The following is a 13629-nucleotide window of genomic DNA, read 5'->3' as shown; positions in this document are numbered from 1 at the left end:
AGGAAATCTATAGATATGTTTAATAATTCATATATTAATATTGAGGTTTAAAATGCCTATCTCTTTAACCGGATGTTTAAAACAACATAACACAAGTAACACTCTATCAGGTAATTGTAGTGAAAATTTAATAGTTAAACGAATAACTAATTTGGAAAGTGTGCCAAAAAAAACGAAGTCACTAATGCTTGTGCTGGGATCATCAGGATTTGGAAAGGAACGTTTGAATATTTTAGGGCAGCAATTGCCTAGAGTTTTAAAAAGGAAAGATCCTTACACTGCAGCTTTCCTAAACAACAATGCTAAAAAATTTTTTGAAGAATCTATAAAAGACATTAAGAGAATAAATATAGACAATAATCATTTAATGGGGCCAAAAGTTTCTAGTGATCTAATAGTCGAGGCTTTAGTATCTGACGCGGCTAAAATACAGAAAAATGTAGTAATAAATGAATTAGACCTTACTGAATATACTAAAGTATACGTATTAGGGCATGGCAGTGCAGGTGTTGGTGTGATCAAAAGTGGAGATCAATACTTTAATGTCGAAGATATTGTAAACCTTCTTGAAAAAAATGGAATACTGTCAACCATTAAAGATATTAGGTTTGTTAGTTGTCAATCGGCAGACAAAAGAGCACCAGTAAGTATGTCTGATAAGGACATTCAAGAAGCAAATTGTGATAAAGGTATGTTACATAGGGCTATTTTTGGGAAAGAAAAGTCGTTGATAGATTTGATTTCTAATGAAATCTGGTCTCGAGGCTATTCTGATATTTCGGTTTCAGGATATCATGGAAATGGAGTTTTTTATGATGGTAAAAATATCCCATTAGAGCATATAAGAAGTTCTACTATACCCGCATCTGATATTGTAAAAAGGAAGGATGTCAGAGAAACACTGTATTCAGAAGTGGACTGATATCAACGATTAGTATTTGTTCTGACAGAACACGGTCTTTGACTGAGTTCTGTCAGAACCTTTAAAAAATTTTATGTAAACGAACGTATAATATATTTCACAGGAATGATAGTAAGGAATGAGTGGTTGTTTAAAATATACACATCATTTTTTCTACTATTCTTATAGTAGTCTCATTTTCTAAAGATAAAAATATTAGAGATATTGATATGATATAAACAATAAAAACAAAAAAATCATATGAAAACAAATGCTTTTTTAGAAATAATTTAAATCTACGCATTATATTAATAAGGTTTTGGTTTGTTTTTTATAAACACCAATCAATAGATTGGGATGTAAATATAAATCACCACCAACTAGATGGTGATTTATAGCATTTAAATTTGTGATTTACATTCACCAAATGATAATTTGTTGGAAATGCACATAACAAACATATGTCCATTGCCGCTCTCATATGCCTCGACAGTAACAAAGTATTCTGATGTATCATCTAAATAAGTTATACTTGGTATTGATTCTGCGCTGTCATCAACAAAAGATTTTACCGAGGAATAGTCTTGCTTTAGGCTTGTTTTCTCTGATTTTGTGGAGACCGTAGAAATACCATCTTTATAACCAGAAAGAGCTGCCATCGTATAGTTATGACCATTGATGTTTACTGTCATATAGGCGCTTAACCACTTTGATCCTGCTGTTGTGAAAACCGATTGACCGTATACATCTTTGTATGGTTTTCTTTTTATGTCTCGGTTTGTCCAATAGTCCTCCACAATTGCCTTAACCGGGGATTCAGTTTTGATTGTTGTATTTCTAACAACAAATAACAGTTCAGCCGAACCTGGAGAAGGAAAAGGTATTGATGGCAGATCAATCGCGAATGATTTAGATACTGAAAATATTGAAACCAATAGCAAACTGAAAGCAAAGTAGAGTTTTAGTTTCATAATTAATCCTTTATATGATCTTGAGCAAAATCGCTCGAGATAAAGGAAAGCAAATAAACATAAAATATAGAAGTGAAATATTAAGGTTAATGGTGAAAAGGTGTGAGGTTTTTCTAAGGGGGCGATCATGGCTAAGTTAGGGGGCAATAAAAATATTTATTTTGTTATTCCCAACAGTTATAAGTATTCAACAGAACGTAGAGAATGACATGCCGTCAATTTATTTGTCCTTTTAATGATTAGTTATCAACGAAGTTAGTTTTTGATGACCATGTTTCAATCGTCGAGTTTCGAGCACTGTTAAAGCACCTGAATAACGACTCGTCAAAAGCCGAATTATAACTTATGCTCATGGGCTATCTTTTGTTTGAGATTCGAAGATTAAGTTCAAATAATTGCTATCAAAGCAGAAATAGTCGAATATATTGTCAATACTTATTTGTCATAGCTAAGTTTTTTAGTGTTTTTAAGTCATTATTTTCTCTAGATTGCACTCGAAATTGCAGCGGTGTCACGGAATATTTGCGTTTGAAAGCGTCGCAAAAGTATGCAGAGCTACCGAAGCCTGTCCGATAACTGATCTGAGAAACGGTATAGTTGGTAAATGTAAGAAAGTTTAGCGCTAACCCCATTCTGACATCCAGTAACAATTGACTAAACACCATCCCCTCTTTGCGCAGATGTCGGCGAAGGGTGGATGGTGTGGTAAATAATAGTTTTGCGATATCATCAATATGCCATTTTCTTTGTGGATCCTGGGTTATCAATCTTGCGATAGTCTCTTTTTTCGGTTCTTCATAGTTGAAGTGAAAAACATTGTGCACATCCACTCCAGACTCATTCAAAGTCAATAAGATAAAGAATAACCCTTGCTCCATAAGTTGCATATGTAGGGCATGCTCACTGACAGCGTTGTAAGTCTCTTTCATTATCTGAAAGTTACGTTCAACGCACAAAGGCGTTGGCAGCTGATACATCGGTTGGCGATTAAATTGATGGTGTTTATTCACTAGGCGAGCAAAAGCACTCTTTAACATTTCATCTGTAAAGATTAGAAAGTGAGCCTCCATTGATTGTAGAGGAGATTTGGGTGTTAGAGTGCAGGATACGCGACTGTATTTCGGAACGATGACTACGCACGGATTGTCTATATCAATCTGTTGTTCATTGATGCAAATATCCCCTTTTGCGAATGAAATGCTAACAATGTAGTGCTTTTCAACATAGAACTCTTTGAGTGTAAATGACTTGGATGATTGAATGTTTTTGTATTCCATAGTTGTTTATCTTTATTGAAAACTTGTCTGGTAGTAAAAAGTAAAACATCCATGCGACTAAAAACTAAGCAAGTATATAATGAGTTAATGCTTTATTTCCTACAATAGCGCAATGATACGTTACATCTATAAAAGTTAGTCGATGCCTAAATGCCATTGTTCGCATTTGATTCAGGCATGATCACTATTTTTTGGCAAAGAGCTTGGAGTAATTCGATTTGGTGAGAGATCACCAAAATACCTAGCTGGCGGCTCTTTACTTCTTGTAGCAACTGTTGCCAAATTAACCGCTGAGTTGTTGCGTCCAATTGTGCTGTTGCTTCATCGCAGATTAGGAATTGAGTGCTCGGCGCTAACGCTCGAACTATATAGAAACGTTGCAACTCGCCCCCCGACAATTCATGCGGAAAACGTTGGAGTAAATGAGGTTTAATTTTGTAATTTTCAAGTTGCTTGGTGTAACACCTCGATTTATAGGCTTCTTTTAAAGATTTACTCAAAGGCCAGCGTGGATTAAACGCAAACTTACAATGTTGCCCAATCCACTGAACCGGGTTCGCCTGATAACGCTGAACCGTTGGTTTTGTCAGCTTAACCGTTTGCTTTTCTAATTGGTGTGGTGGGAAATGCCCTGCTATTAATTTCGCGATTGTAGACTTGCCGCTGCCACTTGGTCCGGTTAACCCTACAACTTCTCCGCATTTAAGCTCCAAATATGGCAGGTGAATGGAAGCCTTTTGATATTTAAAAACGCCTGTATCTAGCTTAATCAAAATTTTTGACTCCAAAATTGTGGTTGTGCTTGCCAGAGCGCACTAGTGTAATAATCACAATGACCATTTTTGATTTGATTTGGCGAGACTTCTTCAATGATTTCGCCATTAGCAAGTACGATGACCCTATCTGCAATCGACATCATCAATGGCAAATCATGGCTGATAAGTAAAAAGCTTTTGCCCAACTTACTGAGTGAGCGAAACAGTGCCATCAGGCGCTGCGAGCTCTCGGGGTCTAACCCGCAGGTCGGTTCATCTGCGATAATTAATGAAGAGTTTTGCATTATAGCTAAGCATGCCAATACGCGCTTCGCTATGCCACCTGAGAGTTGATAAGGGTAGGCATTGACTATCTCTTCACTCAACCCCACCGTTTTTAAGAGAGGCAATAATTGCATGTGAGAGCAACGAAACAGCTCAAGCTGTTGTCTTATTTTTAAATCTGGATTTAACGCCGTCGCGTGCTGCGCGATTAATGCAGTGGAATACGAGTTGACAATTTGACCACTGAAATTAAAGTCATCTGGCAGTGCTTTCATGAGTAATTGGGCAAGCAAGCTTTTACCACCACCACTTTCGCCGACGAGAGCAACGATTTCATTTGGTTTTACGGAGAATGTCAGTGATCTTAACACGTGTTCTTGTGTGTAACGTTGATAAATTGACACATTATTCATAGACAGCATGACGGGGCTCTCAAATGATTGTTGTGTACCCACACGCGCGTGCAGTGAGACAATAAGATAATAGTAAAGACGAGCATCAAACCGGGTAAGATAGCTAACCACCACTGCCCAGTTAGTAGGTAAGAATTGGCTTCATCAAATATTTTCCCCATTGACGCACGTGTCGGATCTGAGCCAAATCCAAGAAAAGATAAAGCGGCTGAATGAAGCAAGCCATGTGGTAAAAGTAACAGCATTCCGGTCATCCATTGTGGCAGTACGTGTGGGAATGCATGCTGTAAAATGACATGGATTTTCTTGTGTCCGAAGTTTAAAGCATGGCTGATATAGTCAGAGCACATAAGAGATTGAATTTCGCTCTTGCATAAACGAGTCAGCTTTGGCCAGTGACTTAAAGCGATAGCAAACATGACGCCTTGTGAGCCGCTACCAAAACTTACGGTCAAAATCATCAGTAGCAGTAAGCTTGGCAGCGACAGTGCGCAATCCACTATGAAATCGATGAGCATGTTCCATCCACGGTTTAAGTTTGCAATGATTGCTAAAATTAAAGCGATGATCGCACTAAAAAAAATCGCGATTCCAGTCATTGATAGGCTGTGCATTAATGCTTTAAGAGTTCTACTGAACATGTCTCTGCCCAACCAATCTGTACCAAACCAGTGCAAATAGTTAGGTGGGGAAAGTCGAGCCAGCAAATTCATTTCTTGACCTGAGTTGGGCCAGAAGTAAGCAAAAATCAGTAGTCCAATGAATGCAAATGTTGACCAGTATGATTTTGTTTTCATAAAAGGTGTTTTCATTTTAAGGACGAAAGCTACTAGGCTGGCTGATTCGCTGAATGATATTGGCGAATGCATTTCCGGTGGCGATCATCAGTGTGGTACACAAGCTTAATGCTAGTAATAAATGACTATCTTTCGTTAGCCCAGAGTAAACAAACGCATTACCTAGTCCGGGATAGTTAAAAACACTTTCAATGAGCACGGCGTTACCGAGCAACTCGGCAAAAGCTGCAAAATGTAAGGTAACTGTAGGGACAAGGCTTCCTTTAATTAAATATTGACAGATCAAACGCTTCTTTGGTATTTGGTGCATTTGCGCGTACTTGACATAATCACTATCAAGTAATGAAACTACTTTTTCTTTGGTGTGTAGTATTAGTGGGCCTATTCCAACTAAAACTAAACAAACGATAGGTAAGATCATGTGTTGTAAATTATCCTGCCACGTCGAGTTAACGATGGACAATGAGGTCGCTCCTCCTACAGGGAACCAGTGCAACTTAAGTGCAAATATGGCAATGAGAATAATGCCGACCCAAAAGCTGGGTAAGCAAGATAAGATCCATGAGCCGTAGTAAAGACATTTCCCTAGTGCGCTTTTATTTTTAAGTCCAGCTACTAGCCCCAGACCGTAACCAAAACATAAGGTCAGACTCCAGCTGAAAACCAACAAGTTAAGCGAATTACCGCTTCTTTCTTTAAGCACATCGCTAACAGGTTGTTGGTAATAGTTTGAATATCCCCATTCCCCATGAGTTATTTGTACAAGCCAATCGGTGAGCCTATCTAGTTCGGACATATTCGTACCTAGAATATGCGCGATGTTATCCCTTTGCTCACTGGAAACTGAAAATACATTGCCGCCTAAGAACTCGTTAACCGGATCGGTCGGGGAGTGAGATACTAGTAGTACGATGCCCATCACCGTTACCACGAGGAGCAGAAATGTTCTCAGCAACATCAATAAGCCGTGGCGGTTCATTGACATACCCAGCGCCATTCGGCGATGTTGCTCACTAGTGGCCAACCATGGGCGTGAGGTTCCGTTAATGGTGAGCCGAGGTCCAAACATTTATTGGTAGCATATAGGTGGTCTAGGTTGACCAACCAAGTCCAAGGTAAGTCCTTTTCGATGAGCTTTTGAGACTCTTGCCAAAGCGGCAGAGACTCTTGCCAAGAAGAGGCATGAATAGCTTGATCGATTAAATGATCTACCTCTTCGTTTTGGTATAAACCAGAGTTGTAAAAATCCACGCCCGCATAATCAGAGTGAAATAAAGACCGAATTTCATTGGCTGAATGACTGCCAAATCCCATTAATACAGGATTGTTGTGCATATGTTTTGCAATAGTGTCCCAGTCAGCACCGACAATGTCTAACTTGATGCCAATAGGTTTTAGCATTTGACTGATAGTAATTGCTAATTCTTCTCTTACACTGTCACCGGCCTTGTAGTAGAGCGTCATTTCTGCATTGATGCTGTTACGCTCTCTTATTCCGTCGTTGTTACTATCAATCCATCCAGCAGAGGTTAACGTTTGCTGAGCTCGCTTTACATCGTAATGGTGCTCTGAGGGAGTCATTGGACCCCAGGGTAAGCCATCGGCAACAGAGTATGCTGGATGTGCGTATCCATTTAATAGTTGTTGAATAATAACAGAGCGATCGATTGCCAGATCTACGGCTTGACGAATAGCAATATCGCTACTAATCGCACTTTCTTTATTTCCCTCTTTTGTTGAGTGCATTGGCCAGACAATACCGCGGTTATCAACACTATTGATGGACCAGAGTTTGCTCTCTTTCGGTAATGAGCTCACGAATTTTTGAGGTAACGTTGTTAGATGAAGTTGACCTGTTTTGAACAACGCAAAGCGTGAGGACTCGCTTCCAAAAACAATCACTAGCTCGTTAAAAGCTGGTTTCTTAGCATAGTAGTTTGGGTTAACACGTAAAGTGACAGACTGGCCTTTTTTCCATTGAACAAATTGGTAAGGCCCAGAACCTATTGGATATTGAGCATAGTTTTTAGAGTAGGCGTGTTTTGGCACGATACCTATAGAAACAAAGTGGTCGATAAATGTAATATCTGGCTTCTTTAGATCGAAGCGTAAATGCGTAGGAGAAAGCACCACGACGTCTTTTAGGTTTGACAGGTCATGAGCACTCAATGTGCGCTTCGCTTGAAGAAATGTGAATGCGACGTCCTCTGCTGTTAAGGAAGAAAGGTCGCTAAAAAGAATATCTGAGCGGATTTTGATAGACCAAGAAAGCTTGTCTTCAGATAGCTGCCAAGAAATAGCGAGATCGCCTTGTAATTCAAAATTTTTATTATATTTCAATAAAGTAGATTGAATGAGAGGGTTTCCATACTTTCCCCAACCAAGGACCGAGTCAAATCCTTTTACAGGTTCGTCCCCGAGAGCAACAAATAAAGTGTTTGGTTGTGACGCATAAGAAGATGTAGAAAAAGCGCAGAGTAGCGCAGCTATTAAAAGCACGGGTAGCTTTTTCATTTGTTGATTTTACACTCCATAGATGAATTGGAGCGATAAAGTATTGTTCAATTGGCAAAGCTGCAACATCTGTGAATATAGATATTCGCTCATTTTGTTTTGTGAGTGTTTGTATGGGCTTATTTCTATATTTTATGTCATTTTTTCAAAGTGCCAATCCCAACAATCTGGATGTATTATCTCGACCAGAGAGTGGCTTGTCGGCGCGATAACAAGTCGAATACCGTTTTATTTCATCTGATAAAAAATGCACTTATTCAATTGAATTAATGCGAGTAAAAGCGTCAATGTTTCACCGTACTAATGTGTGAAAGCAGCCACTCTCTCTTTTAATCCCATTTTCTTTTTCTAATATGAAGTGTTGGGATCTTCCTTTATTTTTATGTCGGATCGGCAGAGGTTCGTATGTTTGATATGTCCAGCTCGTCATCGGGTTGGGTGGCAGAGATCTATCTGCGTTACCAATTGAAGAGAGGCATCACTCGCCTTATTGAAAGGAAGCAAGTTGGGCCATTAATGGTGCAACGACCGTTTTATCCCGAACACGGGAGCTCTCATACCTATTTATTGCACCCTCCAGGTGGTGTTGTTGCAGGGGACTTACTTAGCATCAATGTTGTGGTTGAAGAAGGTGCTCACTCCTTGATTACTACGCCTGGAGCAACCAAGTTTTATCGCAGCATAGGTGAGGTTGCGCGCCAAGCACAGAATTTACGCGTAGAAGAGGATGCTTTTTTAGAATGGCTACCTCTCGAAAATATCTTTTTTCCCTCTGCTGCCGCAATACTTGAAACAAACATTTCATTAAAGGTGCCATCGCGTTTTATTGGGTGGGATATGCAGTGTTTTGGCCGTCCAATGCTCAATGAGACATTTGAATCCGGTAATGTCATCGGACAAACCAAAATCTTTGTTGATGACAAACTTATACTAGCAGATTCGCTCTGTGTAGATAGTACGAAGTTTAAAGCGGCCGGAATGCGCGAGTTTCCGATGCTTGGAGCTATGTATATATATCCCGCAAGTGAAGCTTTGAAAGAATTAGTTCATTGCTCGATTCAAGACTACTTGATGCAAACAAAAGAGTCGTTGGAAATCGGTTTAACAGATGTTGATGGTTTATTGACTGTTCGAGCACTCGGTCATCAGACAGAGGAAATTATGGGCTGCTTAGTCCTGATTTGGAAAACATGTCGCAAGCTCTGGTTAGGTTATGTACCTGACATACCAAGAATTTGGGCGACGTAAAGATTGTAGGTATCACAGTGGAACTAACACCAAGAGAGAAAGATAAGTTACTCCTTTTTACAGCAGGTTTGGTCGCGGAGCGACGCCGTGCACGAGGTTTAAAGCTTAACTACCCTGAAGCGATAGCTTTGATCAGTTGTGAGATTATGGAAGGTGCCCGTGATGGTCGAACGGTCGCTGAGCTTATGAGTTATGGGCGGAAAATCTTAACCGCTGAAGATGTCATGGAAGGTGTACCTGAAATGATCACTGACATACAAGTCGAGTGTACATTTCCTGATGGGACTAAACTCGTATCGATCCATGACCCAATTGTGTAGGAGTAAACTAATGATTCCGGGTGAGATTAGAGTAAACCACGAATTAGGTGACATTGTTCTGAATGAAGGACGTCGAACCAAAACCTTACGTGTTTCTAATTTGGGTGATCGCCCTATACAAGTTGGGTCGCATTACCATTTTTTTGAAGTAAATAAATTCTTAGATTTTGACCGCGATGAAGCGTTGGGATTCCGCCTTAATATTCCTGCCGGAATGGCGGTTCGATTTGAGCCAGGCCAACGCCGAACCGTCGAACTGGTTACGTTTGCTGGTAAGCAAGAAGTCTACGGATTTCAGGGCGCAATAATGGGAAAATTACAGGATAGATCATGAGTAAAATTTCGCGTCAGGCCTATGCCGATATGTTTGGGCCTACTACTGGCGATTGCGTGCGTTTAGCTGACACGGAGCTGTTTTTGCAAGTCGAACAGGATTTCACGATCTACGGCGAAGAGGTCAAGTTTGGCGGCGGTAAAGTCATTCGTGATGGTATGGGACAAAGCCAAGTGACGAATGATGGCTGTGTCGATGTTCTGATCACTAATGCGTTGATACTCGATCATTGGGGGATCGTGAAAGCTGACATTGGCATCAAAAACGGCAGAATAGCGGGCATTGGTAAAGCAGGAAATCCGGATATTCAGCCAAAAGTAGATATTGTAATTGGCCCAGCAACAGAGGTCATTGCTGGTGAAGGTAAAATTATCACCGCTGGTGGTATTGATACGCACATTCACTTTATCTGCCCACAACAAGCAGAAGAAGGCTTGTCATCGGGTGTCACTACTTTTATCGGTGGTGGCACTGGCCCTGTAGCTGGTACTAATGCTACAACAGTCACCTCTGGCATCTGGAATATGCACAGAATGTTGGAAGCAGTCGATGAGCTTCCTATCAACGTCGGGCTATTCGGAAAAGGTTGTGTGAGTCAACCAGAAGCGATCCGTGAGCAGATTGAAGCGGGAGCGATGGGCTTAAAAATCCATGAAGACTGGGGGGCAACCCCTGCAGCGATTAACAACTGTTTGAACGTTGCGGATGAGATGGATGTTCAAGTGGCCATTCACTCCGATACCCTTAATGAAGGTGGTTTCTATGAAGAAACTGTTCGTGCTATTGGTGATAGAGTCATTCACGTCTTTCACACAGAAGGGGCTGGTGGTGGTCATGCGCCTGATGTGATCAAGTCAGTAGGTGAACCTAACATCATTCCAGCATCAACAAACCCAACTATGCCTTACACCATAAATACAGTGGATGAGCATTTGGATATGTTGATGGTCTGCCATCACTTAGATCCTTCCATTCCTGAGGATGTGGCATTTGCTGAATCACGAATTCGTCGAGAAACTATTGCTGCCGAAGATATTCTTCATGATTTGGGGGCTATCTCTGTTATGTCATCGGACTCGCAAGCAATGGGACGAGTTGGAGAGGTAATTACTCGAACATGGCAATGTGCAAACAAAATGAAGTTGCAGCGCGGCTCTTTAGAAGGGGATAGCGTATTCAACGACAACCAACGTCTCAAACGTTATGTCGCGAAGTACACTATTAATCCAGCTATAGCACATGGTATCTCGCATGAAGTTGGTTCTATCGAGGTTGGCAAACTGGCAGATATCGTTATCTGGGACCCTGCCTTTTTCGGTATTAAACCTGCGCTTGTTGTTAAAGGTGGATTGGTAGCTTATGCCCCGATGGGAGACGTGAACGCAGCGATCCCAACGCCACAGCCTGTACATTATCGCCCAATGTATGCAAGCTATGGAAAGGCGATGTACAGCACATCAATGATTTTTATGTCGCAAGCGAGTATCGAAGCAGGGGTGCCTGAAAAACTGAAGCTACAAAGTATGATTGGTCAGGTAAAAGGTTGTCGAAACCTTTCTAAGCAAGACATGGTACACAACAGTTACGCCCCGACGATTGAGCTAGACTCGCAGACCTATCTAGTTAAAGCTGATGGTATTCCTCTTGTTTGCGAGCCTGCAACAGAGCTACCAATGACGCAGCGCTATTTTTTATTCTAGGTTAACCATTAGCACTTCCCTGTTTATGTGGGAGGTGTGGGAGAGAGCAATGATTCGATTCACACAAGTTATTAATAGTGAAGGTAGAGCTAATTTCACCGACAGAGAAAATTGCCTGAGCGTATGTTTAACCATGGATGAGAGAACTAAAAGCAGACTAAAGGTTTGCTTGAATAACGGTGATGAAGCTGGTTTGTTTTTACCTCGCGGAACCGTATTAAAAGAAGGTGATCTTCTGCAAGCAGAGACTGGTGAAATTGCTCTTGTTGAGGCGGCTGAGGAGGTGGTATCTACAGCTTTTACTGACGATTTATTGTTACTTGCCAAAGCGTGTTATCACCTGGGAAATAGGCATGTACCTCTACAAGTGGAGCTAGGTTGGTGCCGCTATCTGCATGATCATGTACTCGATGATATGGTCAAAGGGCTTGGTTTGGGGGTTCGTGTTGAGCGAGCTAAATACCAACCTGAGCCCGGAGCTTACGGTGGCTCAATAAGTGGTGCTTCTCACGGTCACCATCATCATTAATGTAAATCTGTTGTATTAAGGATTTCTATGTTAACAGATTTACGTTTGTATCAACTTATTAGCCCATCACTACCTGTAGGTGCGTTCACATATTCTCAAGGGCTCGAATGGGCAATCGAAAAAGGTTGGGTCAAGGATGAGCAAAGTCTTGCATTGTGGTTAACCTCACAAATGCAAGACAGCTTAGCGACGTTAGAAATACCAATTTTGATCCAGTTGCATCATTTGCTTGGTGTGCAGAGCTATGAGAAAGCACAGTATTGGTGTGATTTCATTGTCGCAAGTCGAGAGACAAAAGAGCTCAGAATAGAAGAGCGTCAACGTGGGGCTGCATTTGCCAAGTTGCTTCCTCAGCTGGGGATCGATTTGTCGGAGCACACTTTTCCGTTGGTCAATCAAACTCAAGTTGCTGCTTTTGCTCTAGCTGCGGAGAAGTGGGAGATCCCCTTGGTTAAACTTTGCTCCGCTTACATGTGGAGCTGGTTAGAAAACGCCGTAATGGCTGGTGTGAAGCTTATCCCTTTAGGACAAACTGCAGGTCAAAAGTTGTTAATTGATCTCACTAAGTTTGTGCCAGAGGTCATCGAGAAATCGGTGAGATGGCCGTGCGATCAGATTGGTAGTTTTACTCCAGCTCAGGTGATAGCAAGCTGTCAGCATGAGACGCAATACACTCGTCTTTTCCGCTCATGAGAGAAAAAATGCAAGAATATAATAATCAAGATTACAAACAACCGCTGAGAATTGGTGTCGGAGGTCCTGTGGGGTCAGGTAAAACAGCCCTGCTTGAAATCCTATGTAAAACAATACGTGACAAATATCAAATTGCGGTCGTTACGAATGACATCTATACGCAAGAAGATGCAAAAATTTTAACACGCGCACAAGCACTAGATGCTGATCGCATAATTGGTGTTGAAACAGGAGGATGTCCTCATACCGCAATCCGTGAGGACGCTTCTATGAATTTAGCGGCGGTCGAAGAATTAGCAAAACGTCACAAAAATTTAGATGTGGTTTTTGTCGAAAGTGGTGGCGACAATTTGAGCGCAACATTTAGCCCAGAGTTGGCAGATTTAACCATTTATGTCATTGACGTTGCTGAAGGTGAAAAGATCCCACGTAAAGGGGGCCCTGGCATCACCCGCTCTGATTTGTTGGTGATCAATAAGATAGACCTAGCGCCGTATGTTGGTGCATCACTGGATGTTATGGAGGCAGATACTGCTCGTATGCGCCCAGAAAAACCTTACGTCTTTACCAACCTGAAGGATGGTATTGGTCTTCAAAAAATTATTGATTTCATTGTAGACAAAGGTATGCTGCCCAAAGTGGATTAAGTTTGCTCACATTGAGGTCCATGACGTAATAAAGTCACCCGGATATCATGGGTGGCTTTTCGTTTTTTAGCGTATGTCCGTTTGAACTTATCCATCCAAACTGGGCAAGTGATTAAGCGAGATTTTGTTGTTCAAAGTTAGTTGGGCTTAAATATCCAAGCCAAAAGCACGGTGCTTTCTCGTCAGATCATAACTATATGCGCGCACAGAACGTTTGGGGGGCTAGTCTCTCGTCAAATCGGCTC

At 41.2% G+C, this 13629-nt stretch carries 15 protein-coding genes; 8 read left to right on the top strand and 7 right to left on the bottom strand.

Going from position 1 to position 13629, the window contains the following annotated elements; all coding sequences use genetic code 11:
- The first annotated feature begins 52 nt into the window (after window positions 1-52).
- Window positions 53-922 (top strand): hypothetical protein, encoded by an 870-nt coding sequence (locus UF05_RS00150; RefSeq protein ID WP_045545005.1) that lies wholly within the window; start codon window positions 53-55, stop codon window positions 920-922.
- A 380-nt stretch (window positions 923-1302) separates the two neighbouring features.
- Here UF05_RS00150 and trh2 read toward each other — a convergent pair whose 3' ends face one another.
- The 7 genes from trh2 to UF05_RS00115 all read right to left on the bottom strand — a co-directional run bounded on the left by trh2 (window position 1303) and on the right by UF05_RS00115 (window position 7913).
- Window positions 1303-1872 (bottom strand): TDH-related hemolysin TRH2, encoded by a 570-nt coding sequence (gene trh2 / locus UF05_RS00145; protein ID WP_045545004.1) that lies wholly within the window; start codon window positions 1870-1872, stop codon window positions 1303-1305.
- Window positions 1873-2300: 428 nt separating this feature from the next.
- Window positions 2301-3149: a helix-turn-helix transcriptional regulator gene (locus UF05_RS00140; RefSeq protein WP_021821911.1), complete on the bottom strand. Its 849-nt coding sequence runs from the start codon at window positions 3147-3149 to the stop codon at window positions 2301-2303.
- Window positions 3150-3295: 146 nt separating this feature from the next.
- Window positions 3296-3922: an ATP-binding cassette domain-containing protein gene (locus tag UF05_RS00135; RefSeq protein ID WP_045545003.1), complete on the bottom strand. Its 627-nt coding sequence runs from the start codon at window positions 3920-3922 to the stop codon at window positions 3296-3298.
- Entirely contained in the window at window positions 3919-4611 is a 693-nt protein-coding gene (locus tag UF05_RS00130; RefSeq protein WP_045545002.1) for an ATP-binding cassette domain-containing protein, read from the bottom strand. The genes UF05_RS00135 and UF05_RS00130 overlap by 4 nt, the downstream gene beginning before the upstream one ends.
- Window positions 4599-5399, bottom strand: coding sequence for an ABC transporter permease (locus UF05_RS00125; protein WP_045545001.1), 801 nt, complete (start codon window positions 5397-5399; stop codon window positions 4599-4601). The genes UF05_RS00130 and UF05_RS00125 overlap by 13 nt, the downstream gene beginning before the upstream one ends.
- Window positions 5400-5415: 16 nt before the next feature.
- Window positions 5416-6384: an ABC transporter permease gene (locus tag UF05_RS00120; RefSeq protein WP_229652239.1), complete on the bottom strand. Its 969-nt coding sequence runs from the start codon at window positions 6382-6384 to the stop codon at window positions 5416-5418.
- Complete coding sequence (locus UF05_RS00115; protein WP_029803334.1) at window positions 6375-7913, bottom strand: ABC transporter substrate-binding protein; 1539 nt, start codon at window positions 7911-7913, stop codon at window positions 6375-6377. The genes UF05_RS00120 and UF05_RS00115 overlap by 10 nt, the downstream gene beginning before the upstream one ends.
- A 405-nt stretch (window positions 7914-8318) precedes the next feature.
- Between UF05_RS00115 and UF05_RS00110 the strand changes: the two genes are divergently transcribed.
- The 7 genes from UF05_RS00110 to ureG are packed head-to-tail and all read left to right on the top strand — an operon-like array spanning window position 8319 to window position 13384.
- Window positions 8319-9161, top strand: coding sequence for an urease accessory protein UreD (locus tag UF05_RS00110; RefSeq protein ID WP_045545000.1), 843 nt, complete (start codon window positions 8319-8321; stop codon window positions 9159-9161).
- A gap of 17 nt (window positions 9162-9178) precedes the next feature.
- On the top strand, window positions 9179-9481 hold the full coding sequence (locus tag UF05_RS00105; RefSeq protein ID WP_045544999.1) for an urease subunit gamma: 303 nt from the start codon (window positions 9179-9181) through the stop codon (window positions 9479-9481).
- A 10-nt stretch (window positions 9482-9491) separates the two neighbouring features.
- Complete coding sequence (locus tag UF05_RS00100) at window positions 9492-9815, top strand: urease subunit beta (protein WP_005499468.1); 324 nt, start codon at window positions 9492-9494, stop codon at window positions 9813-9815.
- The gene (ureC, locus tag UF05_RS00095; RefSeq protein ID WP_045544998.1) at window positions 9812-11515 is read left to right on the top strand and encodes an urease subunit alpha; all 1704 of its coding nucleotides are present in this window, start codon (window positions 9812-9814) and stop codon (window positions 11513-11515) included. The genes UF05_RS00100 and ureC overlap by 4 nt, the downstream gene beginning before the upstream one ends.
- 49 nt (window positions 11516-11564) lie before the next feature.
- Entirely contained in the window at window positions 11565-12044 is a 480-nt protein-coding gene (gene ureE, locus UF05_RS00090) for an urease accessory protein UreE (protein ID WP_025537107.1), read from the top strand.
- Window positions 12045-12071: 27 nt separating this feature from the next.
- Window positions 12072-12737: an urease accessory protein UreF gene (locus UF05_RS00085; RefSeq protein ID WP_029803332.1), complete on the top strand. Its 666-nt coding sequence runs from the start codon at window positions 12072-12074 to the stop codon at window positions 12735-12737.
- Window positions 12738-12745: 8 nt separating this feature from the next.
- Complete coding sequence (ureG, locus tag UF05_RS00080) at window positions 12746-13384, top strand: urease accessory protein UreG (protein WP_020842397.1); 639 nt, start codon at window positions 12746-12748, stop codon at window positions 13382-13384.
- Window positions 13385-13629: the final 245 nt, after the last annotated feature.

This window comes from Vibrio sp. S457-15 (assembly GCF_000960545.1).
In the GTDB taxonomy this organism is placed as follows: domain Bacteria; phylum Pseudomonadota; class Gammaproteobacteria; order Enterobacterales; family Vibrionaceae; genus Vibrio; species Vibrio parahaemolyticus.
The sequence above is the reverse complement of the archived record's forward strand: the minus strand, read 5'-3'. Positions and strand labels throughout refer to the sequence as shown.